This window comes from Actinokineospora diospyrosa (assembly GCF_024171925.1).
In the GTDB taxonomy this organism is placed as follows: domain Bacteria; phylum Actinomycetota; class Actinomycetes; order Mycobacteriales; family Pseudonocardiaceae; genus Actinokineospora; species Actinokineospora diospyrosa.
Window position 1 is genome coordinate 137,017 of sequence record NZ_JAMTCO010000015.1, and the last position, 26,218, is coordinate 163,234.

The window sequence follows — 26,218 nt, forward strand, 5'->3', positions numbered from 1 at the left end:
GGCCCTGGATCACAGCAAGACGCCTACGGCTTGCCTGTGTAGCCAGAGGGTCGTCTGCTCGTGGTTGAGGGCCTGTTGGCCCAGTGGAGCATCGTGGCTGCGGTGACGCTGAAGTTGTCGGATTCGATGGTGAGGGTGATGTGGTCGCTGGGTTTGGCTTGGACGGAGAGTTCGACGCGGGTGGGGGTGGGGAGTGAGTAAGTGGTGAGGTGGGTGTCTAGGGCGTTGGCGAGGTTGGTGATGGCTTCGCCGATGAGGGTGCGGGTCATGCCTGCTGGGTTCCAGTGGGGCGGAATGGGGCGTTGGGATCGGCAGAGGGCTGGGGTGGCGGGGTGGGTGATGTGGAGGTGGGGGAGGTTGCGCGGATGGCGGTGAGGTGACCGGCGGGCCATTCGAGGGCGGTGGAGAGGGCTTCGAGGGTTCGGTGGCTACGACGTCGTTCGACGGTGTTGTATTCGAGTTCTCGGATGATGGCTTGGGAGACGCCGGAGCGGTTGGCTAGGTCGCACTGTTTGAGGAGGAGGTCTTCTCGGCGTTGGGTGATGGCATGCCCGACTGCTTGCCAGTTGTCGGGCATCAGGAGGCCGCCTTGTGGTGTGTGGGGAGCATGTCGCGGAGTTCGGCTGAGGGTGGCTAGGGCTGCGGCGGTGGAGTGGCGGTAGGTGAGGGTGAGTTGTTGGTGGCGGGCGGTGCTGGTCATGGTGATGCCATCTGGGGCGTGGGCGGCGGTGAGGGTGACTCCGGGGTTGGTGAAGGTGGCGGTCTGGCCGGGCTTGCGGCAGAGGTCGGCGATGCGGTGGGTGTCGCGGGTGGTGAGGGCGATGCTGTAGGTGGGGATGGCTGCGGGGTGGATGAGGGCGGTTCGGAGGTCGGGGGCTAGGTCGAAGATCGTGGTGGCGGGGGTGCCGTCGGGGAGTTGGGCTTTGAGGCACCAGCGGTGGGCGAAGTGGTTGTAGATCGGGCCGTGGCGGACGATGAGGGAGTTGGCTGGGGAGCGTCCGCGTGGTGACATGGGTCGGCCCTTGGGTAGGGAGTTGCGCCGGGTACGAGGTGGCTGGGGGTTGTCCTGGGTGGGACAGGTCGACTGCGGCGGCGGGACAGCCCGACTGGATGGCTGACCTGCGGTTTCTCGCGTGGGACAGGGTGCCGTGAGCTGTCCCGCATGGGCTCAGGTCAGCCTTGAGCGGCGTTGGATAGAGCGACGGTCTGGCCTGCGTCGAGTTTGGCCAGGGAGGACTGGGCCAGGTCGCGACGGCGTTCCTTGTCCGTCCGCGGCCCGGCCGGAACAGAACCGGCACCGGCTCGCCGACGGCTGGCAGGCCAGCGCCGTCCGAGCGATCCTGGAGAACCCCCGCTACACCGGCTACGCCGTGTTCGGCCGATGGGTGAAGCAGGAAGTCCTAGCCGACCCGGACGACGTCGCGGCTGGACACGTCACCAAGTTCCGCCGCGCATCGGTGGACCGGATCGTGCGGTCCCGCACGCAGGCCCAACCGGCAATCGTGTCGGTCGAGACCTTCACCGAGGTTCAGCTACTTCGCCGATCCAAGGGCGCCGGCGGGCTGGAGTCACGCGCGAAGCTGGAACGTGGACCGAAGGCGACCAAGCGGGTTTATGCGCTGCGTGGCCGAGTCCGTTGTGGCCACTGCCAGCGCCGCATGGAAGGAACTCCACGGGAGAACCGCATCTACTACCGCTGCGCCGCGCGTTCGATAGTCCCAGGCTCACCGATCCTCGCCACCCATCCCAAGAACATCTATCTCCCCGAGAACGCGGTTCTTCCGCACCTCAACGACTGGATCGGCGGGCTACTCACCCCCAAGAACCGAGACGCGACTGTGGCTGCCTTGGCCGGCGCCCAACCCGACGCCACGACCAACACTCGCACCGAACCCCTGCGGCAGCGCATCAAAGACGCCGAGACGCGCCTACGCAGGCTCCAAGCAGCGATCGAGGCAGGCGCCAACCCAACCGCCCTGGTCGACGCACTCAACCGCGCAGAGGCGGAACGAGACGCTGCCCGCACCGAACTCGACGCCCTACCCAGCGCGCGGACAACCAGCGCCACCGAGGTGCACGCCATGATCGACTACCTCGACACTATCGGCCGCCAAGTCAACGACGCCAGCCCCGCCAAGCTGCAAGAGCTGTACACCGCCCTTGACCTGGAACTGCTCTACAACGCGGAAGACCGGATGCTCGACGTCAGCATCCGGTCCGCAGGTAGGGGTAGTAAGCGTGTCCGAGGGGGGACTTGAACCCCCACGCCCGTTAAGGGCACTAGCACCTCAAGCTAGCGCGTCTGCCATTCCGCCACCCGGACTTGGTGTGTGGACAGTCTACCCCTCCACCACTTGGACCTCGTCGCGGAGGGCAAGGGTGCCGGGGGTGAGCACGGCGAACTTGGCGCCGAAGCTGACGCCGGGGCGGTCTGGGTCTCGGCGGTAGGTGGCCAGGGTGCGGGTGGGTTCGGGGCCCTTCTTCTCGCCTGTCACCTGGTCGACGGTGGGGACGGCGCAGCGGATGGCTCTGGTGGAGAAGCCCAGGTCGACCGAGCCGATGCGCAGGCGGGTGACGCGGTCCTCGGTGTGCGGGTCCGGCCAGCCGGTGACGACGATGTTGGGGCGGAAGCGGTCCATGGGGACCGGGGTGGCGCCCGCGGCCTCGATGCGGGTGTTGAGGTCCGCGAGGGACGCGTCCGAGGTCAGGAGGACGGCGTGGGCGTCGCCGAAGCCGACCTTGCCGGGGTGCAGGCCCCAGCCGTCGCGGTCGTGGGTGGTGGGGGTGCGGACCAGGCGGACGTCGCGGTTGAGGACCTCGCTGCACCACTTGGCGGCCTGGTCGCCCTGGTCGACGGCTGGGCCGTACCACTTGTTGAACAGGCTGACCTCGCGCAGCGGGCCCTCCGGCGCGATCTCGACCAGCAGGTCGGTCCCCTGCGCGGACAGCCGCAGGCCGCCGTCGACCAGTTCGGCGCCGACCGCGGCCATGGCGGGGAGCTTGCGCTGGCTGACGAACGTGCCGTCCGCGGCGTCGACCAGCATGAACGCCCGGTCGTCGCGCAGGCCGGTCTCGGTGACCTCGGCCGAGGTCACCGGCACCCCGCGCAGTCCCTTGACCGGGTAGTACACCAGCTCAGACACAGTCGCCACGCCGTCAACGCTACCGAATCAGAGCACCTGGTCCAGAAACCTCCGCAGCCTGGGACTCGTCGGCGCGCCGAACACCTCGGCGGGCCCGCCGACCTCCACGACCCGGCCGTGGTCCATGAACGCGACCTGGTCGGCGACCGACCGGGCGAACCCCATCTCGTGCGTCACCACGACCATGGTCATCCCGCTGGCCGACAGCTCCGTCATCAGCCCCAGCACCCCCTTGACCAACTCGGGGTCCAGCGCGCTGGTGGCCTCGTCGAACAGCATCACCTCGGGCTCCATCGCCAGCGCCCGGGCGATCGCGACCCGTTGCCGCTGCCCGCCGGACAGCGCCGACGGCCGGTACGGCGCCTTCTCCGCGAGCCCCACGTCGCCCAGGTACCGCAGCGCCCGCTCGCGTGCTTCCTCTTTGGACAGACGCAGGACCGAGCGCAGCGGTAGCACCAGGTTGTCGAGCACGCTGCGGTGCGCGAACAGGTTGAAGTGCTGGAACACCATGCCGATCCGACGGCGCAGCTGGTCCGGGTTCGCGCCGATCACGCTCACGTCGTCGAGCAGGACGTCGCCGCGCGCGGGGCGCTCCAGCTGGTTGATCGCGCGCAGCATGGTCGACTTGCCCGAGCCGGACGGCCCGATCACGCAGGTCGTGGATCCCCTCGGCACCAGCAGGTCCACCCCGCGCAGCACCTCCAGGGTGCCGAACGACACGTGCAGGTCAGCCACGCGCAGGCTCGAGCTCGTCAAGGGTGTCACCTCCCCGTACCGGCCGACCGTCACGCAGGCGGCGGTCGACGAAGTTCACCAGGTGCGTCAGCGGCACCGTGATCGCCAGGTACACCAGACCGGCCGCGACCAGCGGGGACAGGTTGCCCGTGTTGGCCGCGAGGTCCTGCCCGATGCGGAACAGCTCCCGCTGCGAGGCGAGCAGCCCCAGGAAGTACACCAGGCTGGAGTCCTTGACCAGCGAGATGAACTGGTTCACCAGCGCGGGCAGCACCCGCCGGATCCCCTGCGGCACAACGACGCGCGCCATCGTGGCGGTGTGCGTCATGCCCAGCGCCCGTGCCGCCTCCGACTGTCCCTTGTCGACACTCTGGATGCCCGCGCGGAAGATCTCGCCGATGTAGGCCGACGCGATCAGGCTCAGCGCCAGGATGCCCAGCGGGTACGGGTTCGTGCCGAACAGCGGCCTGGCCACGACCGCGAGACCCTGCCCGACCAGCAGGATCGTCACGATCGCGGGCAGGCCGCGGAAGATGTCGGTGTACACCCGGGCTGGCCAGCGCAGCCACCGCCGGTGCGACAGGCCGAGCAGCGCCAACCCCAGCCCCAGGACGGTCCCGAGCACCGCCGAGAACCCCGCCAGGACCAGCGTGTTGACCAGACCGGTCGTGAGCAGGTCGGGCAGGACCTCGGCGATGTAGTCCCAGTTGAGGAACGTGTCGAGCAGGTCGGACATCAGGACTTCGGCTTGAACTTGTCCGGCACCGGCACGCTCGGGATGAACTTGTCGTGCAGCTTCTGCCAGGTGCCGTCGGCGATGACCGCGCGCAGGCCGTCGTTGAGCTTGCCGCGCAGTTCGTCGTTGCCCTTGCGCACGGCGAACCCGTGCGGCAGGTCGTTGGCCTCGATGGTCGCGGTGACCGCGAGCGACGGGTCTTCCTTGGCGTACTTCTCCGCGATGGTCAGGTCGACCACCCAGGCGTCGGCGTTGCCGTTGCGCAGACCCGCGATCGCCGTGTCGTAGCTGGGGAAGCGGACGATCTGCGCGCCGGGGACGTTGGCGCCCAAGTACTTGTCGCCGACGGTGGCCTGGATCACCGCGACGCGCTTGCCGTCGAGCAGCTTGGCGTCGGTGATGCCCTTGTCCTTGCTCAGGATGGAGATGTATTCGTAGTTGTACGGATCGGTGAAGTCGACGGTCTTGCGCCGCTCCTCGGTCTGCGCGATGGCCGACGAACCCGCGTCGTAGGTCTTGTTGGCGACCTGGCCGAGCAGCGCGGAGAAGTCGGTGCCGACGAACTCGACCTTGTACCCGGCCTTGTCGGCGACGGCCTTGAACAGCTCGTTGTCGAAGCCGGTGTAGATGCCGTTCTCCTGGTAGACGTTGGGCGGGGCGTCACCGAGGGTGCCGACCCGCAGCGTCTGGGGGCCACCGGAGCCACCGGCGGCGGCGTCCGAGGACGAGCCGCACGCGGTCAGCGCGGTCGTGGCGGCGATACCGGCAACGGCGAGCGCGACTACGCGCAGCAATGAGGTTCTCATCCGTCTTCCGTCGTTCATGTGCTTGTCGCACAACAGGATCACGCGGGCGGGGAGGTCCGATCCCCGCCCGCGTTCGTCACCGACGGTATTCAGGTGTCCCGGTGGTCCGCCAAAAGTGGGCGAATCTCTCACATACCGGGACCGCTATCAGGTGATGCCCGCTACAGGATGGCGCCGGGCAGGTACCCCGCCGCCGCGGGGAAGCGGCCCAGCACGGCCTCGACCCGCTTGGCGACCTCGGCGACCTGCGCGCCAGCCACCCCGGTGAACGGCAGCCGGTCGGCCAGCAGCGCGTCGAGGGCGGCCCGGTCCAGCGGGATCCGCGCGTCGGCGGCGAGCCGGTCGAGCAGGTCGTTGTCCGCGGCGCCGCGCTCGCGCATGGCGAGCGCGACCGCGACCGCGTGCTCCTTGATCGCCTCGTGCGCGGTCTCGCGGCCGACCCCGGCCTGCACCGAGGCCATGAGCACCTTGGTGGTGGCCAGGAACGGCAGGTACCGGTCCAGCTCGCGGGCGATCACCGCGGGGTAGGCGCCGAACTCGTCGAGCACGGTGAGGAACGTCTCAAGTAGACCGTCGATGGCGAAGAAGGCGTCCGGCAGCGCGACCCGGCGCACCACCGAGCAGGACACGTCGCCCTCGTTCCACTGGTCGCCCGCGAGCTCGCCGGTCATCGACGCGTACCCGCGCAGGATGACCGCGAGACCGTTGACCCGCTCGCAGGAGCGCGTGTTCATCTTGTGCGGCATGGCGGACGAGCCGACCTGGCCCGCCTTGAACCCCTCGGTCACCAGCTCGTGGCCCGCCATCAGCCGGATCGTCTTGGCCAGGCTCGACGGACCCGCGGCGACCTGCACGAGGGCGGTGACCACGTCGAAGTCCAGCGAGCGCGGGTAGACCTGCCCGACGCTGGTGAGGTACTCGTCGAAGCCGAGGTGCCCGGCGACGCTGCGCTCCAGCCGCGCGAGCTTGTCCTGATCACCGCCGAGCAGGTCGAGCATGTCCTGCGCGGTGCCGACCGGGCCCTTGATGCCGCGCAACGGGTACCGCGCGATGAGCTCGTCGAGGCGGGTGAACGCGACCAGCAGCTCGTCCGCGGCGGTGGCGAAGCGCTTGCCGAGCGTGGTCGCCTGGGCGGCGACGTTGTGCGAGCGGCCGGTGACCACCAGGTCGCCGTGCTCGGCGGCGAGCCGGGCCAGCCGGGCCAGCACCGCGACGACCCGCACCCGGACCAGCTCCAGCGACCGGCGGACCTGCAGCTGCTCGACGTTCTCGGTGAGGTCGCGCGAGGTCATGCCCTTGTGCACGTGCTCGTGCCCGGCCAGCGCGTTGAACTCCTCGATCCGCGCCTTCACGTCGTGGCGGGTGACCCGCTCGCGGGCCGCGATGCTGCCGAGGTCGACGGTGTCGAGCACGCGCCGGTAGTCCTCGACGACCCCGGCGGGCACCTCGACGCCCAGCTGGGCCTGCGCGGCCAGCACGGCGAGCCACAGCTCGCGCTCCAAGCGGACTTTCGCCTCCGGCGACCACAGCGCGGCCAGCTCGGGGGAGGCGTAGCGTCCGGCGAGGACGTTGGGGATGCTGGGCTTCTGCTGCGCTTCGGTCACGTCTGCCCAGCTTACGCGAGGGCCTCGCGCAGCATCCGCCTCGCCGCCGCCCGCGGGTCCGGGTTGACCTCGATGAGCGCGTTGACGACCGCGCCGTCGACCAGTGCGATCAACTGCTCGAGCCGGGCGGCGTCGACCTCGGCCCCGGCGCGGACGCAGGTGTCGAGCAGCAACGCGCGCAGGTCGCCGCCGAGGTCCAGCATCAGCGGCCGCAGGTAGGGCCTGCGACCGGTGGCGACGAGGCGTTCGTAGCGCAGCAGCACGGCCTCGGCGTCGTTGCTGTCGACCGGACCGAGGAGCTGGTTGAGCATCAGCTCGACGAGGTGGTCGCCCCCGCGCGGCGGCTCGGTCAGCGCCTCCAGCTCGGCGCGCCCCCTAGCCAGTTCGGTGCGGCCGTGGTGCTCGATGGCGGCGGCGATCAACTCGTCGAGCGACTCGAAGTAGTACGTCGTGGACGCCAGCGGCAGGCCTGCCCGCTCGGCGACGGCGCGGTGGCGGACCGCGTCGAAGCCGCCCTCGATCAGCAACTCCACGGCGGCCTGGACGAGCGCGTGCCTGCGGCGCTCACCCTTGGGGGTGCTGGCGGTGGTCATGGGGGGATTCTGCCGCCGCGTCGCGGTCAGTACTTGGAGGCCAGCTTGTCGCCGACGCCGCGCAGGTCGTCCCCGACGATCGGCGGGGCGGCCGAGCCGGGCACGGCCTCGATGCTGAGCACCAGCGTCGCGCCGGAGGCGGCCTTGACCACGACGCCCTCGGAACCGGGGCGGTCGGCCCAGGGCGGCGCCAACATCTGCGCGACACCACCGGGGGTCACCATGATCGACACGAGGCCGCGGCGCGGTCCGTCGGTCACCTCGAAGGCGGCCGAACGCGCGCCCTGCGGGCAGCTGAGCGGGGAGTAGGTGATCTCGCCACGAGAAACGGCGGACGGGAGCTCGCCCGCGAGGGCGGCAGCGAGCTCCCGGTCCGCCGCACCGCACCCACCAGGGGTGCCGCCAGCACGAGTGCTGGCTTCTCCGTCCGTCGCGCCCCCCTGCTTGGGCGGCGACAGTGGAGAGCTCGATTCGAGCAGCTTCGGGCCGTCACCCGATACCTCGCCCGGAACCCGATTCGTGTTACCGGCGGCGACCGACGCGGGCGCCAGCGCGGCCGAATCGTTACCGGATTCGCCCGTTGGTCCAGACCACAAGGCGACACCGGTGGCGATACCGCCCACCAGCACCGCGAAGCCTAGCGCCGAACCGGCGATCAGGCTGTTCCTCTTTCGGGTCAACCTCGCCGACTGGGTCAGGACGTCACCGCGCTCGAACGACGGCGGCGGCACGTCGCCGACAGCGGCGTTGAACAGCTCGGAGATCTTGCGCTCGTCCACCTACACCCACCTCCCCGTCACGAAGTCGACCGCAGGTCGTCCACGGCGTCGCCGAGCACCTCGCGCAGGGTCGCGAGGCCCCGCGCGGTCTGGCTCTTCACGGTCCCCTCCGAACACTTCAGCGCCTGGGCCGTCCCGGCGACGTCGAGCCCTTCGAGGAACCGCAGGACGAGCACGGCCCGCTGCCGCGGTGGCACCTTGGCCAGCCCGTCCACCAGTGCTGAGCGGGTCGCCACCGACTCGCCGACCTCGGCGTCGGTGGTGGCCACCTCGGGGACCGCGTCGACGTGGCGCTCCCGCCGCCACGGCCGCCTGGTCTCGTCGATCATCGCGCGGAGCACCGACCGGCGGACGTAGGCGTCCAGGGCCCCGCGGTCCCGGATCTTGTGCCACCTGCGGTGCAACGCGACGAACGCCGTCTGGGTGAGGTCGTCCGCCCGGTGCCAGTCACCGCAGAGCAAGTACGCGGTTCTTCGCACGGCGTCGCGCCGTGCTGTGAAGTACTCCGCGAACTCCTGCTCCTCGCGCTGGTCCACGCGGACGCTCTCCGCTCGTCTTGTCTTCGGGTAGGGGACGGACGTGCCCCGGTTAACGGTTGCACGCGATACCGCAGAGACATACGCCACCCCCGCTATCAGCCGAACGGACGACGCTGTGGTGTGATCGGATCGTGACTTACACGCGCCGAATCGACCTCCGCTCGGACACCGTGACCCAGCCGGACGAGACCATGCGGGTGGCCATGTCCTCCGCGCAGGTCGGTGACGACGTGCTCGACCACGACCCCACCATGCGCAGACTGGAAGAGGAGACCGCCGCTCGGCTGGGGATGGCGGCGGCGCTGTGGGTGCCCAGCGGGACCATGGGCAACGTCATCGCGATGGTGGTCCACCTGCGCCGCGGCGACCGGTTCCTGGCACCGCGCGCGGCGCACGTGCTGGAGGCGGAGCTGGGCAGTTCGGCGTGGTTGGCCGGGGGCATGCCGCAACCGCTCGAGTGGACCGCGGGGCCGGGGCGGATCAACCCGGAGGACGTGCGCGCTTACGCATCGCAGTCTTCGCCGTACTACGCGTTGACGACCCGATTGCTCTGCCTGGAGAACACACACAACTTCGCTGGCGGCTCGGTAACCCCGCCTGACGAACACGCACGCCTGGTGTCGGCGGCTCGCGAGGCCGGGCTGCTTGTGCACCTCGACGGGGCGCGGTTGTGGAATGCGTCGGTAGCGCTAGGCGTGCCGCCTGCGGCGTTGACGGTCGGGGTGGACACGGTGCAGGTGTGTCTTAGTAAAGGCTTGGGCGCGCCGGTGGGGTCGCTGGTGGCGGGCTCGCGGTCGTTCGTGACCGAGGCGCGGCGGGTCCGCAAGATGCTCGGGGGTGGGGTCCGCCAGGGCGGCATCTTGGCGGCGGCGGGGCTGGTAGCCCTAGAGCGCATCGACGACTTGGCCCTCGACCACGCGAACGCGGCCCGGTTGGCCGAAGGCCTAGCGGAGCTGGGCTGGGAGGTCGGCAAGCCGGAGACGAACATCGTCATCGCCGCGGTGCCGGACACGGCGGCGGCGCTGGACGGGCTGGACCGGGTCGGCGTGCTCGCGACGGCGGTGCCCGGCGGCGTGCGGTTCGTGACCCACCGGGACGCGCCGGAGGCCGACATCACCGAGGCCCTGCGCCGGATCAGCGCGGCTCGGAGTCCTGCGCCCGCGGCCTGAGGTCGGCCCTGAGCTGGGCGATCTCCTCGCGCAGCGCCTGGACCTCGGCCTTGGTGCTCGCCTCGATGGACGCCTCGGCGCCCGCGATCTTCTCCACGAACCAGGACGCGATCACACCGGTCACCACACCGAGCAGGGCGATCCCGCCGACCATGAGCGCCCCGGCGACCAGGCGGCCCTCGGTCGTCACGGGGTACCGGTCGCCGTAGCCGACGGTGGAGATGGTGGTGAGCGTCCACCACAAGGCGTCCCCGAAGGGGGTGATGGTCGCGTTTGGATCACTACGCTCCGCATCCAACACGGCGAGCGCGGCACCGAACGCGACCATCAACGTGGTGCCGCCGACGTAGATCCCGACCTGCCCGCGCAGACTCGCGCCCACCCGGCGGTTGATCACCTTGAACACCGTGACCAGCCGCAACGCCCGCAACTGCCGCACCATCGGCAGGGCCACGACCACCAGGTCGAACAGGTGCCGCCAGACGAACCGCCACTTCCGCCTGGCCAGCCCGAGCCGGATCAGGTAGTCCACGGCGAACACGCCCCAGACCACCCAGAGCCACACCTCCAGCCACCACCGCACCGCGGGCGAGTCGGCGGTACCCAGCACCTGCCAGGCATAGGCCACCAGGAAGGCGACCGCGAGGCCGGTCAACGGCCACTCGGTACGCGCCTCCCACCCAGCCAACCGCCCCTCGTCGGGGTTCTCAGACACCCCGACATCCTCACCCGAACGGGCTAGTTCTGGCTAGCGAATCTGGCGGTGAGACTTCCCCTTGATCGCCCCGTAAGCCGCCACCCCGACCGTGGCCACCGCGGCGACGATGAGGAGGGCACCGATGGCCTTGAACACGAAGCCGATCACGGTGAATGCCAGCCAGATGACGATGATCGCGCCAATGATCTTGATGAGCATGTCCGCCGCCTTCCGGGGGTTGTGACTGGTCAACGCGGGGTGGGGGGTGGACGTTCCCAACGGACCGGGGTTCGGATGGGCGTCGCCCTGGGTGGATTGTTGGTCACCCGGCGTGGGCTGTCCATTTGGGTCGCCGGATGTTGCGCTCGTCGGGCGGTACGTTGGCAGCGGGCGTTGGCGCTGGAGACTTGGCGCGGGATCGGCTTTAGCGCTGAGAGTTGTCCACAGGCGACCCGGTCGGTGGGTGCAGGTTGTTGGGGTGCTTCGGTAGGCTGTGAATTGGGGGCACTTAAGGCGATTTGATCTTGGCGTAGCAGGCTTTTGGGATGCCACTGAGGGTTGGTTATCCACAACGCCGTTGCCGGTCCACAGGCCTCGCTTGCTGGTCCCGTTTTGTCGGGCCCGCTCGGTAGGCTGTATATCGGGGGGTCTTGTGGTAGATGATCTTGCATAGGCCGGGGTTCTGATGCGGGGCAAGGGATTCGGGCCTCCGCCTTCGGCTCCGGTGGACGGCCTCGTCGCCTGGCGGCGACCTCGGCGACCCGGTTCGGACGCCTCGTTGCCTGGCGGCAACCTCGGGCCCGATCCGCGATTTTCGAGCTGTGCTCGATGCGGTGGACCTGTTTTGCGCGGGGCCCCTACGACACCCGACGCAGAACCGCAAAGCAGGGGCCCAAAAGCAGGCCCTGCCGCGCGGAAACGCTACGGGTGCCGTCCCCCCACACAAAACAGGTCCACCCCATCGAGCATTTGGCACCAGCGACTCCGACGGCCGCCGGGCTGGGTTGGCAGGGCTGACGAGAGCGGGCTGGGATGGCACCGCATCTTCCGACTGTCCAGGCGCTGGGAAGGTGGGCTGGGGCGGACCTGACGGAAGCTGAGATGGCACCGCAGGGTCTGAGTGTCCAGGCGCTGGGAAGGTGGGCTGAGGCGGACCTGACGGGGGGCGGGATGGCACCGACAGGTCTGAGAGGGGTCCGTGCGGAGGTGAGGGCTAGAGCCAGGTGGCGAGGCGGTTCAGGGCTTCTTTGATGTCGTGGGTGGCACCGGCGAAGGAGAAGCGGATGGAGTGGCTTCCGTGTTCTGGGTCGAAGTCGATGCCGGGGACTAGGGCTACGCCGATTTCGGCCAAGAGGCGTTGGCAGAAGCTCATTGAGTCATGGGTCAGGTGCGATACGTCGGCGTAGGCGTAGAAGGCGCCGTCGGCGGGGGCTACTTGGGTTATGCCGGTGGAGGTTAGGGCGTCTAGGAGGAGGGTGCGGTTGGCGGCGTAGTGGGCTACGTGGGCATCTAGCTCCGCGTAGACCTCTGGGTCGAATGCGGCTACCGCTGCGTGTTGGGACATGGCTGGGGGGCAGATGGTGAAGTTGCCGGTGAGGCAGTCGACCGCTCGGTGGAGGCGTTGGGGGACGAGCATCCAGCCGAGGCGCCAGCCTGTCATGGCGAAGTACTTGGAGAACGAGTTGATGACCACTGCTTCACGCGAGAACTGCCAGGCGGACGCGGTCTCGGCGCCGTAAGAGATGCCGTGGTAGATCTCGTCGCTGATTAGCTGGACGCCGCGTTCTGCGCACCAGCCTGCGATGGCTGCTAGCTCTGCCGGGGGCAAGACGGTGCCGGTGGGGTTTGCGGGGCTAGCGACGATAAGACCGTCGATGGGGCCGATCTCGTCGAGCATGTCGACGGTCGGTTGGAAGCGGGTGCTCTCGTCGCAAGGGAGCTCGATGACGTCGCAGCCCAGGGCGGAGAGGATGTTTCGGTACGCCGGGTAGCCGGGGCGCGCTAGAGCTACGCGGTCGCCTGTGTCGAAGGCGGACAGGAAGGCCAAGAGGAAGCCGCCGGAGGAGCCGGTGGTGATGACTACGTCTTGGGACGAGATGTCCAGGTTGTACCGGGTCGCGTAGTGGCCTGCGATGGCCTCGCGCAGTTCGGGGATGCCCAGCTGCTCGGTGTAGCCCAGGGGTTGCGACCCAAGAGCCTCTGCGGCAGCGATCTTCACGGCCTGCGGGGCGCCGCTAGAGGGCTGACCTGCGGCGAGGGACAGCATGTCGCCGTGGGTGCGTTGGCGGGCGTTGGCCGCGGACACCACATCCATCACGTGGAACGGTGGGACGGCGGCCCGGGCGGCGACCTTGAGCAGGGCGTGCATGGGGTCCAGCGTAGTGACGGGCGCCAATCGCGACGAGCTGTGACGGTCAGTAGCCGACGTAGCCGTTGCCGTTGTGGGTGGCCTTGATGCCGGGGACGTTGGACAGCGAGCCGTAGCGGGAGACCGCGTAGTTCACGCCCGCGCAGATGTTGTCGACCGGGTTCCAGATGTTCGTGTGGCCGGGCAGGGCGTACGAGTTGAAGGTCGGGTCGATGGTCTGCATCAGCCCCTTGGACGGGGTGCCCTTGGCGGCGTTGGAGTCCCAGTTGTTGATCGCGTTCGGGTTGCCGCCGGACTCGTGCTGGATGATCTCCCAGATGAGCTGGGCATCGGCCTCGGTGACGTTGACGCCCTGGGCACGCAGCAGCTCTATGGCCTGCCGGATCCACTCTTGGACGTTGCCGGGTGGCGGGCTGCTGGGCGGGCCGCCGCTGGAGCCCATGCCTCCTCCACCGGTAGCGCCACCGCTCCCGGTAGAGCCACCGTGGCTAGAGCTGTCTGGAGAAGCCTTTGTAGTAGCCCACTCGACTTGCTTACTAGCGGCTGGGGCGAACGCTTGAGCGTCTGGTTCGGGGATGCTGGAGAACCTGGGGGTTGGCGTGCGCCCCTTCAACGCGGAGGCAGCGGTAGAGAGAGCCTGCTCGGCGTTGTCGATCTGGGTGGTCACGCGACCTCGGTAGCCGCTAGCGAGGCTGTCCACATGACCGCGCTTCTCTTGCTCTGTCGCGTCCGGGTTGGAGTTGATCCACGCGGTGGCGTTGTCATAGAGCTCGCCGAAGACTCCCTCTAACGCGTCTCGGGCAGCTTGGACGCCGGTCGCGGCTGCGCGTAAGTCGGACGCAGCAGCGGTAAGAGTCTCGTTGAGCGATTGGCCCGCTTTGGTGAAGTTGGCCATGTATGCGACGAATGCGTCGGCAGAGCTACCTTGCCACGCACTGTCCAACTGGGTCACCGAGCTGTTGACTTTGCCGACAGAGTCAGAGCTATCGGCGGCGGCTTGAGTGAACTTGGCAGCTAAGTCGTTGATGGCACCTGACTGTGCCAAGTAGATCTTGTTCGCGCTCTCAGCCAGTTCGGCAGCGGTGCCTCCGAGACCGGCGGCGGCGTCCCTCGCGGTCATCGCACGCCCCTTACGCGGTCAACGACCGCGTGGCGGCCTGCTCGTTGTTGGCCACTGAGGTACCTATCGCGTCCAAGGCGCGGTCGATCGCCGCCAGCAGCGCACCTGCCCGGTCGAGGTCGTCGCTTGAGGCGCCCGCAAGGGCCCGAACAGCAGCGGCTAATGGTTCTGAGCTGGGAAGATTGCCGAAGACCGCGCTACCCACCGCACGTGGGAGGACATCGCCGGTCGCGACGATCGGTCCGGTTTGTCCCGCGATGGCCGCTCGGCACTGCTCGATGGCCTGCAGGTTGTAGTCAGCCCCTGCCACAGCTCCCCCTTGCCAGTTCGGTGCCCGACTCAGACGGGCGCGGCGGGGGACCGGTTCCAGTCGATCACGCTTCGTCGAGGAGGTCCCACACCGCGGCGGCGAGCCGGGCGTTGTCCGCCGGGGCGATCGTGCTCCACACCTGGCCGTCGTTGTTAGTCTTGGCCACGTGCACGTACCGGCCCTGGGCTGTGTCGTGGAAGGCGATGACCCTGTCGATCCGCTGTCGACGCTGATCGCGGACGACACGCTCAACACCGAACTGCCCACATACACCGATGCCGGAGAACATGAGCGCTACCGACTGGGCTTCGTAGAGCGGCAACCCGGCGCGTTGCAGGGGGGTCACCAGGTTCTGCGGTTCGCCACCGGCACGCCTATCTGCGTCAGCTAGGACTGCCTGCGGGAGGCTGACTGAACGGCCGGGGCCTGCGGGGGCGTCACCGGCGACTGACACAGCCGCCTCAGCCAAGCCGGTCTTACGCGCGGGGATGAGCCAGACCTGGTCGCTATCAACCACCGCTAGGCCCGCCTGATCGCCGGACACCACCGCGAGGGCCTTGATCTCCCGATCGGTCCACACCCAGGCGTCGACGCTGACCTGGGCGTGCGCGAGCAGGCTGAGCCGGTCGGCCACCTCCGGTGTCGCGCGGCCACGCTCGACCAGGCCACGCCGCTCCAAGTCGGCCAAGGCGGCGTGCACGAGCTCAGCGCGCTCGGTGTGGGTCATACCGGGGCTGGGGACGTCGATGGCGACGTGCCGCAGCGGAAGCCGCTCGGACTCCCAGAGCACGTCGAACTCGAGGGCGGACAGGACGATGCTGGTGGACAAGTCAGGCGTCTTCGCCGAGCACGGGAGCGATCACTAGACGATCGTCGCCGAACAGGTCTTCGGAGTCGATGCCGTACTTCCGCACGTGCTCAGCGTCGTCCTCCCCGTTGGCGCCCGCACCTGCGGCAGGCTGCATCAACGAGGACGCCGCTTTGCCGCCCTTACCCCCGCCGACCTTCTCAGCGTTGCGAGCGGCTCGTGCCTCTTCCTCCGGTACACCGGCGACAGGGCCAACAGGGCGCTGAGAGCCCGGGGTGTTCTTCCCAGGAGCAGCGCCGCCTCCGCGTACGACCCTGTCTTTCTCCAGGGTCGCGCCAGCTGCGGCACCGGCGCCACCTGCACCGGCGATGCCAGCGGCTGTGGCGATCTCGCCCATCAACTGGCCGGGGAAACCGGGGCGGAAGCCGCTGAGGGCGTTAGGTGTGGCCGGTAGCCCGCCCAAGCCTGGCGTGACAGGGCCGACGCCTGCGACACGGCCTAGTCCCAACTGCGGGGGGTTGCCGGGGGTCGAACCAACCGTGGGAGCGGGGCCACCTGTGGGGACCAGTCCGGGATTGCTCCCGGTGTAGCTACCGGGGAGAGGTGCGCCTACCTGCGTCCGGTTGGCACCTGGGCCGCCGGAGGGGTTGAAAGTGCCCTGGCCGGTTTCGAAGCTCTGGACCGCGGTGGTGCCCTTGCTGCCGGGCATCTGGGTGCCGACGCCGACCGACGGCGGGACCGGGAGGTTCTGGAAGTTGCCGAGCGCGTTCTGGCTGCCGTGGGCGTAGTCGTTCATCGCGGCGACGGCCTGCTGGCGCGCGGCCTGGGTCCGCTGCACCTCGGCGGCGTGCGGGGTGGTGTGGCCGACCAGGCCCATCCCCTTGTCCCACATGTTCATCTGGTTCGCACCACGCAACTGCTGGCCGTCGGGCGCACTGTTGCGGGTCGTGGAGAACGCGTCGCCCTGCTTGCTCACACCACCGGCCGATTGCGCGACGGTCGGCACCGCCTCCTCGGCGTACACCGACGACTGCTTGGTCGCCTCAACCCCACCATCAGCCGCCGCGCCCTGCCACTCCACGCCGATCTTCGCCAACTCCGCCCGCAACGCCCGATCGGTGTCGGCCAACCCGTCGGCGATCTGCATGAGCGCGCGGACGGCCTTGAACAGGCTCTCCGACCCGGGCCCCTGCCGCAGCCGGTCGACCTGATCCGCGAGCGCGTCGTAGCCGTACCCCTCGAACCGCAGGTCAGCCAGCCCGTTCTCCGCCATCTCAGCCCCTCACGCCAACGTCTTCAACGTGGTCAACGCCAGATCAGCCGCCTTCTCGCTCATCCGGCACACCTCGTCCTGGGTGAAATCCTTGCCACTGGTGGACGTCCTGATCAGCAACTGCTGGTCTTGCGCGACGTCAACCGCGACGGTGCACGGAGCGGCGTTCGCGCCCTGACCAGCGAGGTCGTAGCGAACGGCGGCGAAGTCCCCGATTGAGATCAGCTTCGCGTCGACATTCCGGTCGCCGGACAACCAGACCTCGACACCCTCAGTCGTGACCAGCGTCGCGTAGTAGCGGTAATAAGGCGCCTTCGCCGAGATCTCGAAGGCACACTCCTTGGCGCCGCGGTACTGCTCAGTGCTGTTGGTCTGCGGGCGGAACGAATCAATCTTCAACCCAGCTCGCTGGTCCGCGGTCAACAAAGCACAGGGATCGATCGAGTCCAGTTTGAGGGTCTTAGGGCGTGGTGGAACCGACACGCTGGTCTTGGTGGGCGACTCGCTGGAGTTCGGCGCGGTGGTTTCCCCCCCGTCCACGGTTGTGGTGGGTGTGCCGGTTTCCGTCGCCGTGCAACCCGCGACCACGAACGTCGCGACCAACGCGAGGACCCGCTTACGCACCCGCTGCCCCCAAGGCCGCGCTGATCTCGTCCTCGTTGTATCCGTACGCCCGCGCGCTGTCCTTCAACTGGTTCACCAGGTTCCGCAATCCCGTGATGTATTCGGCTACCCGCACACTGTAGGAGCCGCTTTGGTGAACCAAGCGGTCATTCCACTCGTGTGCGACACGGATGCTGACCTCGTCGTTCCCCGGGGCCGCGATCTCCAGGTCAGCGATGGCCGTGTCGATTTGCGGCTGCAGGGTGTCGATCTGGGTTTGGATGACCTTGGCGGCGGCGAGGACGTTGTCGTGGTTGATGAGGAACTGGCCTGCTGAGGTGGCGGTCGTCCGGTGGAGGGACTCAGCGGCCATGTGGGCGGTCGCGAGGACCGCCGCTATCGCGCCTGACTGGGTGGCGTCGGTCATGGCGGGTACCCCCGGGGGCCTGCGGTGGTCGTTGTCTCCCGATCGAGGCTACCAACGTGGGTGGGGTCGTCACCGTGAGTTCGCGAGAACGGCCTAGTTGGTGACCGGGACGCCGATCTCGCCGTTGAGGGCGCGGAGGGCGATGTCGGTGCGGTGGTGGGATCCGGGCAGGTGAACGGCGGTGACCTTGCGGTAGGCCTCGTCGCGGGCGGCGGTGAGGGTTTCGCCGGTGCCCACCACGGCGAGCACTCGGCCGCCCGCGGAGATGAGGGCGCCGTCGTCGCGGCGGCGGGTGCCCGCGTGGAGGATGCCGTCGGCTTCGGCGCCGGTGATGGTGTCGCCGGTGCGGGGGCGGTCGGGGTAGCCGTCGGCGGCGATGACGACGGTGACGGCAGAGCCATCTGCCCACTCGAGCGGGGGGTGCTCGGCGAGGTTGCCTTGGGCGGCGGCGAGGAGCAGTCGCGAGAGTGGGCTGCGCAAGAGGGCCAGGACGGCCTGGGTCTCTGGGTCGCCGAAGCGGCAGTTGAACTCGATGACCTCGGGACCGTTGGAGGTCAGTGCCAGGCCCGCGTAGAGGAGGCCGGAGAAGGGGCTACCTCGGCGGGCCATCTCCTGGACGACCGGCTCGATGATGCGGGTGACGACGTCGGCGACGAGGCCGTCCGGGGCCCACGGGAGCGGGGCGTAGGCGCCCATGCCGCCGGTGTTGGGGCCCGCGTCGCCGTTGCCGACGCGCTTGAAGTCCTGCGCGGGCAGCAGCGGGACGACGGTGCCTGCGGCGTCGACCACGCAGAACAGGGACACCTCGGGGCCGTCGAGGAACGATTCGAGCAGGACCGGGTGGCCGCCGTCGAGCAGGGTCATGGCGTGGGCGCGGGCGGCGGGCAGGTCGGTGGTGACCACGACGCCCTTGCCCGCGGCGAGGCCGTCGTCCTTGACCACCCAGGTGGGGCCGAAGCGGGCGAGGGCGGAGTCGAGCCGGGCGGGGTTGTCGACGATCTCGCTGTGCGCGGTCGGCACCCCGGCGGTGGTCATGATGTCCTTGGCGAACGCCTTGGAGCCCTCGATGCGGGCGGCGTCCGCGCCAGGGCCGAAGCAGGCGACACCGGCGGCCCTGACCGCGTCGGCGACCCCCACGACCAGCGGACCTTCCGGCCCGATGACCACGAGGTCGGCCTTCCAGTCGGACGCGAGCGCGACCACGGACTCGGCGCTGACCGCGTCGACGCCGTAGGTCTCGGCGAGGGACGCGGTACCGGCGTTGCCCGGGGCGCACGCCAGCGCGACCACCTCCGGGTCCTTCGACAACGCCAGGACCAGGGCATGTTCGCGGGCACCAGACCCAATCACCAGGACTCGCACGGTCAGCCAGGGTAGAGGCCCGCTCACCGGGCGCCTCCGCCGCCCCGGCCAACCGAGCAGGCCCCCGAATCGATCCTTCCAGGGGATGGTCGGTGGGGCGACGGTGGCGAGTGGACTGTGGATGGCCAGCGGGGTTGTGGATGACCGAGCCGGGGCGCAGGGAGTTCGTCGAGGTGCGGCCCGGCGGTTGCGGGGGAACGGGAGCGCCGGGGGTTCATCTGCGCGTGGGGGAGGTTTCGCTGGGGCGTGGCCGGGACGTCGTGGTGCGCGGCGAGGGTTGGCCGGTCAGCTCGCGGGCTACGAGGAGGAAGAATGCCTGCTACCCGGACCATCGGCGTTGCCGTGGCCGCTTTGACCCTGCTAGGGGTTGCGACCATGAGCACCGCTAGCGCCACCCCCGACGACGACCGGCACGGCAACCGGGCGGTTCCGCTGGTTCTCGGTCACCGGGGTGCATCGGGTTACCGGCCGGAGCACACGCTCGCCAGCTACGAGCTCGCGGCGCGGATGGGGGCCGACTACATCGAGCCCGACCTCGTCTCGACCAAGGACGGGGTTCTTGTCGCGCGGCACGAGCCCGAGATCGGCGGGACTACCGACGTCGCGAAGCGGCCGGAGTTCGCGGCGCGTAAGGCGACGAAGGTGCTCGATGGCGTGTCGGTGACCGGGTGGTGGACCGAGGACTTCACGCTGGCCGAGCTGCGGACGCTGCGGGCCGTCGAGCGGATCCCGGATGTGCGGCAGCGGAACACGATCTACAACGGCCGCTACCAGGTGCCGACCTTCCAGGAGGTCATCGACCTGAGCAAGCGCTTGTCGCGGGAGTTGGGGCGTGACATCGGGATCTACCCCGAGACCAAGCACCCCACCTACTTCCGCAAGCTCGGGCTGGACCTGAACCCGAAGGTCGTCGAGGCCCTCGAGCGCAACGGGCTCAACCGGCGTGGCGCGAAGGTCTTCGTGCAGTCTTTCGAGGTGGGCAACCTCGTCGAGTTCAGCCGCAAGCTGCGGGTGCCCCTGATCCAGCTGACCTCGGCTTCTGGCGCTCCTTACGACTTCGTGGCTAGTGGCGACAAGCGGACCTACGCGGACCTGCTGACCCCGGCTGGTTTGCGTGACGTCGCGCGATACGCCTACGGGATTGGTCCGGCTAAGGACCAGGTCATCCCCCGGGATGCGGCGGGCAACTTGGCGCAGCCGACGGCTCTTGTCGCTAACGCGCACAAGGCAGGACTGAAGGTGCATCCTTACACCTTCCGCGCGGAAAACGTGTTCCTCCCCGCGAACCTCCGTTCCTCTGCGGTCCCGTCTGAGTACGGCGACCTGTTCGGTGAGCTCTCGGCGTTCTGGGCGGCCGGGGTCGACGGCGTGTTCACCGACAACACCGACGTCGCGGTGGCCTCGCGCGCGGAGGCGTTCCCGCGGCGCTGACCCTCCTTATCTCGGCGGGCCGCCACCGGCAGGGGGTGGCGGCCCGCCGTCTCTCACACGATCCGGTTGTCCACGTAGCACCAGCGCCAGTCCTCACCCGGTTCGTGTGACTGGATGACCGGGTGGTCGGCCGCCTTGTAGTGGGCGGTGGCGTGCTTGAGCGGGCTGGAGTCGCAGCAGCCGACGTGGCCGCAGCTGAGGCAGAGCCGCAGGTGGACCCAGTGCCGGTTGCCCTCGGCGACGCAGTCCTGGCAGACGTCGGCCTCGGCGGTGACCCCCGCGGGCAGGGTGTCGATGTGTTGGCAGGTCATGACCCGCTCCTTTCATGCGGCTACTCGCATGGGCGATCCTTGCGCACGAGGACGAGGAGGCGGGTGTGGAACTTCTGCTGCTGTTCGCCGGGTCGCTGGCGGTCGCCGCGGTGGCGCGGCGAGTTGACTGGCCAGCGCCGTTGTTGCTGGTCGCCGTCGGCCTCGCTGTGTCGTTCGTCCCAGGGGTACCCGATTTCCAGCTGAACCCCGAGCTGGTGCTGGTTCTGGTGTTGGCGCCGCTGTTGTACTCGGCCGCTTTGGACAGCTCCTACCTGGACATCAAGGCCAATATCCGGCCGATCGGGCTGCTGGCGGTGGGCTTGGTCCTGGTGTCGACGGCCGTAGTCGGTGTCGTGGCTCACATGGTCCTGCCCGACCTGCCATTGGCATCAGCTCTGGTTCTAGGAGCTGTGGTAGCCCCACCGGACGCAGTTGCCGCTGTCTCCATTGGCCGCAAGCTAGGCCTACCGCGACGGTCTATGACCCTGTTGACCGGTGAAAGCCTGGGCAACGACGCGACAGCTCTAACGGCGTTCAAGGTCGCGGTGGCCGCTGCTACTGGGGTGGCAGCCTTCTCGTGGACCGATGGCATCGTCACCTTGCTGGTCACGTCCATCGGTGGCGTCTTGGTCGGCTTGGTCTTGGGCGTGGTCATCCACAAGATCCGGCTCCGCCTTGGCGACGGTGTCCTGGAGAGCGCGCTAGGCATGTTGGTGCCCTTCGGGGCCTACCTGCTCGCAGAGGAGCTGCACACGTCCGGTGTGCTCGCCGTGGTCGCCGCGGGCCTCTATCTGGGCCACAACGCCACAGCGGCGGGCTACGCGACCAGGTTGCAGGAGACGGCCGTCTGGAAGTCGGTCGACGTGCTGCTGGAGTCCCTGGTTTTCGCCCTGATCGGCCTCCAGGTGCGCTCGATCGTCTCGGCGGTGCACTTGGACGCGGCGCTGCTGCTGGCGTCGGCAGCGGTGCTGGTGGCGGTGATCGTGGTCCGGTTCGTCTGGGTGTTCCCCGCCGCGCACGTGCCGCGGTGGCTGTTCCCGCACATCCGGCGGCGCGAACCGCAGCCCGGCTGGCGGTCGTTGACGGTCATCTCGTGGGCCGGGATGCGCGGGGTGGTGTCGCTGGCCGCGGCGGCGGCGATCCCGTTGGACATGCCGGGCCGTGACGTGGTGCTCCTGTTGACCTTCGTGGTCACGGTCGGGACGTTGCTGGTGCAGGGGACGACGTTGCCGGTGGTGATCCGGTGGTTGAAGGTGCGCGCCGAGGACGGTCAAGACCGGGTCTTGGCGGAAGCGCAGGTGCAGAGCTCGGCGGCTCGAGCGGCAGTGGACCGGCTTGATGAGCTGGTCGACGACGACGTGCCCGAGCACATGGCACGGAAGTTGCGCGCCCTCGCTGAACACCGAGGTAATGCTGTCTGGGAACGGCTGGGCAGGCAGGAGCAAGAGAACCCGGCAGCCGCGTTCCGCCGGTTGCGGCGAGGGATGTTGGCAGCGGAGCGTGAGGTGTTCGTTGCAGCTCGGGACCGAGGTGAGATCGACGATGAGATCTTGCGTCGGGTGCAGCGCGAGCTGGACTTCGAAGAGGCCGCTCTAGACCGTGAGTAGGGCCAGCCGCGGACGGCTGGCCCTACTCACTAGGAAGCCGCGATCCTGAGTGTCGACGGCGGTGCGGGCTCCTGCCCTGCCAGCAGGCCGCGCCGCGCCAGCTCAGGACGCACGCCCTCGCCGAACCAGTACGCCTCCTCCAGATGCGGGTACCCGGAGAGGACGAACTCGGTGATGCCGATGCTGTGGTACTCCTCGATCAGGTCGGCGACCTCGGCGTGGCTACCGACGAGCGCTGTCCCTGCCCCGCCGCGGACAAGGCCAACTCCCGCCCACAGGTTCGGGTACACCTCTAGACCGCGCACGCCCTTGTCCAGCGCGCCCTTGTGCAGCTCCAGCATCCGCTGCTGCCCGACCGACTGGCTGCGCCCCAACTGGGCCTGGGCCTCGGCGACCTGCGCCGGGTCGAGCGCGTCGAGCAGCCGCTGCGCCTCGGCCCACGCGGCCTCGGAGGTGTCGCGGGAGATCGTGTGCAGCCGGATGCCGAACCGGGGTGCGCGGCCTTCCGCTTCGGCGAGCGCCCGGACCCTGGCGATCTTGTCGGCGACCTGGGACGGCGGTTCGCCCCAGGTCAGGTACACGTCGGCGTGCCGGGCGGCCACGGGGAGCGCGGCGTCGGACGACCCGCCGAAGTAGACGTCCGGCACCGGGTCCGGCGGGGCCAGGGTGGTGGCGCCGACGACCTTGAGGTGCTCGCCGTCGAAGGAGTACGGCTCACCGGACCAAGCGCCGCGCACGATGCTGAGGAACTCGTCGGTGCGGACGTAGCGGCTGTCGTGGTCGTGGAAGTCGCCGAAGCGCTCTTGCTCGACCGCGTCGCCGCCGGTGACGACGTTGAGCAGCAGCCTGCCCCGCGAGACGCGTTGGTAGGTGGAAGCCATCTGCGCTGCCAGCGTCGGCGAGATCACCCCGGGCCGGAACGCGACCAGGAACTTCAGGGTCTTGGTCTCCCGGATGAGGGCAGCGGTAACCAGCCAGGCGTCCTCGCAGAAGGTGCCGGTAGGGGTAAGCACGCCAGTGAAGCCCAACTGCTCCGCGGCGCGCGCGACCTGCGCTAGGTAGTCGATATCGGGGGCACGACGCGCGGAGTTCTCGGCGCGGTTCGCGTGGAACCGCTCCACCACGTTGCGGCCGTCGCCGGAGGTGGGGAGGAACCAATGGAGGGTGATGCTCATTTCTGGGCTCCAGACTCAGCGACCGCAGCGACGTCGGCCGCGAACCGGTTGTCGACGAAGTCGGCGAACTTGAACTTGGTCGGCAAGATCTTGGCTTCGATAAAGGCATCGGCGAGCTGCTGCTCGTCGGCGATGACCTTGTCGTCGATCCTGATCGGCCGGTCCAGACCGCGACGGGAAGCCTCTAGGGCGATCTCGGGCTTAAGACCGGTGTCCTTGGCCCAAGCGGTGGCGCGCTCGTCGGCGTGCGTCTTGGCGTAGTTGAGCGCCTTGGCATAGCGGATGACGTAGTCCCGCAGCGCCGCGTTCTTGCCCGCGTCCGTGAGGGAAGCCCTGCCTGCGACGAGGAACCCGTAGCCGTTGGTGAGTGCGTCTGGTCCCGCTTCGGTGTCCGGCTTGCCGCCACCGATCGTGCCAGTGCCGTCGATAAGCACGCGCGCCTTGGCCTCACGCAACGCCTGCGTTGTGTAAGGGTCCCAGACCGCCCACGCGTCGAGCTTGTTCTGGGTGAACGCCGCGTAGGCGTCCGCAGGCTGCAGGAAGCTGAGGGTGACATCCGTAGGCGCGAGCTTGGCGCGGTTCAGGATGCTAAGCACCACGCCGTGCGCAGAACTGCCCTTAGCAACGCCGATTGTCTTACCGCGCAGTTCTTCGATGCTGCGCAAAGGCGAGCTCTCCGGCACGAGCAGGGTGTCGCTGCTGACATCGCCCTTCTGCGCCGAGACAACAGCGATCTTGGCGTTGGCGGCCGCGGCGAACAGCGGCGGCGTGTTGCCGACCGAGCCGATGTCGATCGCACCCGCGGACGCGGCCTCCAGCAGGGGCGGTCCGCTGGTGAACGTGGACCACTCGATCTTGTACGGCAGGTCCTTGAGCAAGCCCGCTGCCTCGAGGTAGGACTTCTGCCCGCCCTTCTGGTCGCCGACCTTCAAGGTCACCTTGGCGAGGTCGGCGGCGCTGACGGACTCGGGCACGGGCGCCGACGCGGCCGGGGTGTCGGTCCCACCGCACGCCGTGAGGGCCAACGCCGCCACGGCTAAGGGGATCAGGTTACGCACTCGCACGTTCGGTCACTCCCAGGTCAGCCAGCACCTTCGCGCGGACATCGATGTGGTCGGAAAGCTCCCTCGGCCGCGGGTGGCCGAGGACGTACTCGCTGGCGATGCGGCCCTCGTCGAGGACCAGCACGCGGTCGGCGAGCAGCAGCGCCTCGTCGACGTCGTGGGTCACCAGCAGGACGGCCGGTTCGTGCTGCTGCCACAGGGCTTCCACCAAGCGGTGCATGGCGAGCCGGGTCAGCGCGTCCAGCGCGCCGAACGGCTCGTCGAGCAGCAGCAGGTTCGGTTCGCGGACCAGCGCGCGGGCCAGTGACACGCGCTGCGCCTCGCCGCCGGACAGGGTGCGCGGCCAGGCGTCGGCGTGGTCGGCCAGCCGGACCTCGGTCAGCGCCTTGATCGCGACATCCCGACCGACGACCGGGTGCAGGCCCAGCACCACGTTGCGCCACACGCGCCGCCAGGGCAGCAACCGGGGCTGCTGGAACGCGACGGACACCTTTCCGTCCACAGTGGCCGAACCGTTGACGTCGGTGTCCAGCCCGGCCAACACCTTCAGCAGCGTCGACTTGCCAGAACCGCTGCGGCCCAGCAGCGCCACGAACTCGCCGGGCGCGATGTCGAGGTCCAGTTCGTGCAACACGGTGCGGTCGCCGAACTTCTTGGTCAGGCCGCGCACCTCGACGGTCAGGCCGCTCGCCATCGCAGCGCCCTCCTCTCCACCAGGCGCACGATCGCGTCGGTCGCCAGGCCGAGCGCGGCGTAGACGACCAGACCGACGACGATGACGTCGGTGCGCAGGAACTCCCGGGCGTTGTTGATCAGGTAACCGAGCCCGCTGCTGGCGTTGACCTGCTCGCCGACGATCAGCGACAGCCAGGCGACGCCGAGCGATTGACGCAGGCCGACCAGCGTGTTGGGCAGCGCGGAAGGCAGCACGACGTGGAAGAGGCGCTCGGAGCGGGTGTAACCGAGCGCGGTCGTCGCCTCGATCAGGTGACTGTCGACGTTGCGGATGCCCGCGTAGACGTTGAGGTAGAGCGGGAAGGCGACACCGAGCGCGACCAAGGCGATCTTTGGTTCCTCGCCGATGCCGAACCAGAGGATGAACAGCGGGATCAGGCCGAGGAACGGCAGCGTCCGCAGCATCTGCACCGGCGGGTCCACCAGGTAGTTGCCCCACCGCGACAGCCCGGCCACGATCCCGAGGAGCACGCCGATCGCCGCGCCGATGGCGAAGCCGATGCCGACGCGGGTGGTGGAGACGACGAACGCGTCACCGAGCTCACCGGTGCCCGCGAGCTCGATCCCGGCCTGGAGCACGGTCCACGGCGAGCTCAACTTGTCCGGCGGCAGGAGCCCGGTCTCGCAGGCGATCTGCCACAGCGCCACGATCGCCAGCGGGCTGATCCAGCGCCGCAGGTCGGGCAGTTTCCGGCGGGGTTTCCGTTCGGGTGGGGGTTGCTGGGCCGAATCCGCACGCGCGGGGGCGCCCAGGGTCGAGACAGACACGGGTGTCTCCCGGTGGGAGTGGGGACGCGCACGGGGCGGCGCGCTGGAGTGCTCG

At 69.0% G+C, this 26,218-nt stretch carries 29 protein-coding genes and 1 tRNA gene; 4 read left to right on the forward strand and 26 right to left on the reverse strand.

Annotated features, from left to right (window positions below; genetic code table 11):
- Positions 1–23: 23 nt before the first annotated feature.
- Both LV75_RS28085 and LV75_RS28090 read right to left on the reverse strand, forming a co-directional pair.
- Complete coding sequence (locus LV75_RS28085) at positions 24–269, reverse strand: hypothetical protein (RefSeq protein WP_253890223.1); 246 nt, start codon at positions 267–269, stop codon at positions 24–26.
- Complete coding sequence (locus LV75_RS28090; protein WP_253890225.1) at positions 266–1,012, reverse strand: helix-turn-helix domain-containing protein; 747 nt, start codon at positions 1,010–1,012, stop codon at positions 266–268. Before LV75_RS28090 ends, LV75_RS28085 begins: the two co-directional genes overlap by 4 nt.
- 136 nt (positions 1,013–1,148) lie before the next feature.
- Here LV75_RS28090 and LV75_RS28095 point away from each other — a divergent pair, with 136 nt between their 5' ends.
- Positions 1,149–2,258, forward strand: a complete 1,110-nt coding sequence (locus LV75_RS28095) for a recombinase family protein (protein WP_253890226.1) — start codon at positions 1,149–1,151, stop codon at positions 2,256–2,258.
- Here LV75_RS28095 and LV75_RS28100 read toward each other — a convergent pair.
- From LV75_RS28100 to LV75_RS28140, 9 genes are all read right to left on the reverse strand, one after another.
- A tRNA-Leu gene (locus LV75_RS28100) sits at positions 2,240–2,323 on the reverse strand. The genes LV75_RS28095 and LV75_RS28100 overlap by 19 nt on opposite strands.
- A 16-nt stretch (positions 2,324–2,339) precedes the next feature.
- Positions 2,340–3,152 (reverse strand): MOSC domain-containing protein, encoded by an 813-nt coding sequence (locus tag LV75_RS35675; RefSeq protein ID WP_253890228.1) that lies wholly within the window; start codon positions 3,150–3,152, stop codon positions 2,340–2,342.
- 18 nt (positions 3,153–3,170) lie between these two features.
- Entirely contained in the window at positions 3,171–3,899 is a 729-nt protein-coding gene (locus tag LV75_RS28110) for an amino acid ABC transporter ATP-binding protein (protein WP_301319925.1), read from the reverse strand.
- Entirely contained in the window at positions 3,871–4,614 is a 744-nt protein-coding gene (locus LV75_RS28115) for an amino acid ABC transporter permease (protein ID WP_253890230.1), read from the reverse strand. The genes LV75_RS28110 and LV75_RS28115 overlap by 29 nt, the downstream gene beginning before the upstream one ends.
- Complete coding sequence (locus tag LV75_RS28120; RefSeq protein ID WP_253890232.1) at positions 4,614–5,420, reverse strand: ABC transporter substrate-binding protein; 807 nt, start codon at positions 5,418–5,420, stop codon at positions 4,614–4,616. Before LV75_RS28120 ends, LV75_RS28115 begins: the two co-directional genes overlap by 1 nt.
- Positions 5,421–5,581: 161 nt before the next feature.
- Positions 5,582–7,024: an adenylosuccinate lyase gene (purB, locus tag LV75_RS28125; RefSeq protein ID WP_253890233.1), complete on the reverse strand. Its 1,443-nt coding sequence runs from the start codon at positions 7,022–7,024 to the stop codon at positions 5,582–5,584.
- A gap of 11 nt (positions 7,025–7,035) precedes the next feature.
- Complete coding sequence (locus LV75_RS28130; RefSeq protein ID WP_253890234.1) at positions 7,036–7,617, reverse strand: TetR/AcrR family transcriptional regulator; 582 nt, start codon at positions 7,615–7,617, stop codon at positions 7,036–7,038.
- Between the two features lie 26 nt (positions 7,618–7,643).
- Complete coding sequence (locus tag LV75_RS28135; RefSeq protein ID WP_253890235.1) at positions 7,644–8,396, reverse strand: hypothetical protein; 753 nt, start codon at positions 8,394–8,396, stop codon at positions 7,644–7,646.
- Positions 8,397–8,413: 17 nt separating this feature from the next.
- Positions 8,414–8,932 carry a SigE family RNA polymerase sigma factor gene (locus LV75_RS28140; protein ID WP_253890236.1) on the reverse strand — a complete coding sequence of 173 codons (519 nt, stop codon included), beginning with the start codon at positions 8,930–8,932 and terminating at the stop codon, positions 8,414–8,416.
- Between the two features lie 134 nt (positions 8,933–9,066).
- Between LV75_RS28140 and LV75_RS28145 the strand changes: the two genes are divergently transcribed.
- Positions 9,067–10,104: a threonine aldolase family protein gene (locus tag LV75_RS28145; RefSeq protein WP_253890238.1), complete on the forward strand. Its 1,038-nt coding sequence runs from the start codon at positions 9,067–9,069 to the stop codon at positions 10,102–10,104.
- Here the strand turns inward: LV75_RS28145 and LV75_RS28150 are convergent.
- The 10 genes from LV75_RS28150 to purD form a co-directional block, all read right to left on the reverse strand.
- Positions 10,070–10,819 carry a potassium channel family protein gene (locus LV75_RS28150; protein WP_253890240.1) on the reverse strand — a complete coding sequence of 250 codons (750 nt, stop codon included), beginning with the start codon at positions 10,817–10,819 and terminating at the stop codon, positions 10,070–10,072. The genes LV75_RS28145 and LV75_RS28150 overlap by 35 nt on opposite strands.
- A gap of 33 nt (positions 10,820–10,852) precedes the next feature.
- Complete coding sequence (locus tag LV75_RS28155; protein ID WP_253890242.1) at positions 10,853–11,020, reverse strand: hypothetical protein; 168 nt, start codon at positions 11,018–11,020, stop codon at positions 10,853–10,855.
- A gap of 994 nt (positions 11,021–12,014) precedes the next feature.
- Positions 12,015–13,169, reverse strand: a complete 1,155-nt coding sequence (locus tag LV75_RS28160) for a pyridoxal phosphate-dependent aminotransferase (RefSeq protein ID WP_253890244.1) — start codon at positions 13,167–13,169, stop codon at positions 12,015–12,017.
- A gap of 46 nt (positions 13,170–13,215) precedes the next feature.
- Entirely contained in the window at positions 13,216–14,289 is a 1,074-nt protein-coding gene (locus LV75_RS28165; RefSeq protein ID WP_253890246.1) for a WXG100 family type VII secretion target, read from the reverse strand.
- 10 nt (positions 14,290–14,299) lie between these two features.
- Positions 14,300–14,599, reverse strand: a complete 300-nt coding sequence (locus tag LV75_RS28170) for a hypothetical protein (RefSeq protein WP_253890248.1) — start codon at positions 14,597–14,599, stop codon at positions 14,300–14,302.
- A gap of 64 nt (positions 14,600–14,663) precedes the next feature.
- Positions 14,664–15,428, reverse strand: coding sequence for an ESX secretion-associated protein EspG (locus LV75_RS28175; RefSeq protein ID WP_253890250.1), 765 nt, complete (start codon positions 15,426–15,428; stop codon positions 14,664–14,666).
- Position 15,429: 1 nt separating this feature from the next.
- Entirely contained in the window at positions 15,430–16,680 is a 1,251-nt protein-coding gene (locus LV75_RS28180) for a PPE domain-containing protein (RefSeq protein WP_253890252.1), read from the reverse strand.
- Between the two features lie 9 nt (positions 16,681–16,689).
- Positions 16,690–17,304 (reverse strand): DUF3558 domain-containing protein, encoded by a 615-nt coding sequence (locus LV75_RS28185; protein WP_308211057.1) that lies wholly within the window; start codon positions 17,302–17,304, stop codon positions 16,690–16,692.
- Positions 17,297–17,710, reverse strand: coding sequence for a PE domain-containing protein (locus LV75_RS28190; RefSeq protein WP_253890254.1), 414 nt, complete (start codon positions 17,708–17,710; stop codon positions 17,297–17,299). Before LV75_RS28190 ends, LV75_RS28185 begins: the two co-directional genes overlap by 8 nt.
- A 93-nt stretch (positions 17,711–17,803) precedes the next feature.
- On the reverse strand, positions 17,804–19,072 hold the full coding sequence (gene purD / locus LV75_RS28195) for a phosphoribosylamine--glycine ligase (protein WP_253890256.1): 1,269 nt from the start codon (positions 19,070–19,072) through the stop codon (positions 17,804–17,806).
- 375 nt (positions 19,073–19,447) lie between these two features.
- On the opposite strand from purD, the gene LV75_RS28200 reads away from it, so the two are divergent.
- Positions 19,448–20,503, forward strand: a complete 1,056-nt coding sequence (locus tag LV75_RS28200; RefSeq protein WP_253890258.1) for a glycerophosphodiester phosphodiesterase — start codon at positions 19,448–19,450, stop codon at positions 20,501–20,503.
- Between the two features lie 53 nt (positions 20,504–20,556).
- Here LV75_RS28200 and LV75_RS28205 read toward each other — a convergent pair whose 3' ends face one another.
- Positions 20,557–20,814 (reverse strand): UBP-type zinc finger domain-containing protein, encoded by a 258-nt coding sequence (locus LV75_RS28205; protein ID WP_253890260.1) that lies wholly within the window; start codon positions 20,812–20,814, stop codon positions 20,557–20,559.
- A 14-nt stretch (positions 20,815–20,828) separates the two neighbouring features.
- On the opposite strand from LV75_RS28205, the gene LV75_RS28210 reads away from it, so the two are divergent.
- Positions 20,829–22,421, forward strand: coding sequence for a Na+/H+ antiporter (locus LV75_RS28210; protein WP_253890262.1), 1,593 nt, complete (start codon positions 20,829–20,831; stop codon positions 22,419–22,421).
- A 29-nt stretch (positions 22,422–22,450) separates the two neighbouring features.
- On the opposite strand, the gene LV75_RS28215 is transcribed toward LV75_RS28210, so the two are convergent.
- From LV75_RS28215 to LV75_RS28230, 4 genes are read right to left on the reverse strand one after another with little or no spacing between them, the layout of a single operon-like run.
- On the reverse strand, positions 22,451–23,596 hold the full coding sequence (locus LV75_RS28215; protein ID WP_253890264.1) for an LLM class flavin-dependent oxidoreductase: 1,146 nt from the start codon (positions 23,594–23,596) through the stop codon (positions 22,451–22,453).
- Positions 23,593–24,660 (reverse strand): ABC transporter substrate-binding protein, encoded by a 1,068-nt coding sequence (locus LV75_RS28220; protein ID WP_253890266.1) that lies wholly within the window; start codon positions 24,658–24,660, stop codon positions 23,593–23,595. The genes LV75_RS28215 and LV75_RS28220 overlap by 4 nt, the downstream gene beginning before the upstream one ends.
- The gene (locus tag LV75_RS28225) at positions 24,647–25,354 is read right to left on the reverse strand and encodes an ABC transporter ATP-binding protein (RefSeq protein WP_253890268.1); all 708 of its coding nucleotides are present in this window, start codon (positions 25,352–25,354) and stop codon (positions 24,647–24,649) included. Before LV75_RS28225 ends, LV75_RS28220 begins: the two co-directional genes overlap by 14 nt.
- A complete protein-coding gene (locus LV75_RS28230; protein ID WP_253890270.1) occupies positions 25,339–26,163 on the reverse strand; it encodes an ABC transporter permease in 825 nt (274 codons plus the stop codon). Before LV75_RS28230 ends, LV75_RS28225 begins: the two co-directional genes overlap by 16 nt.
- Between the last annotated feature and the right edge of the window lie 55 nt (positions 26,164–26,218).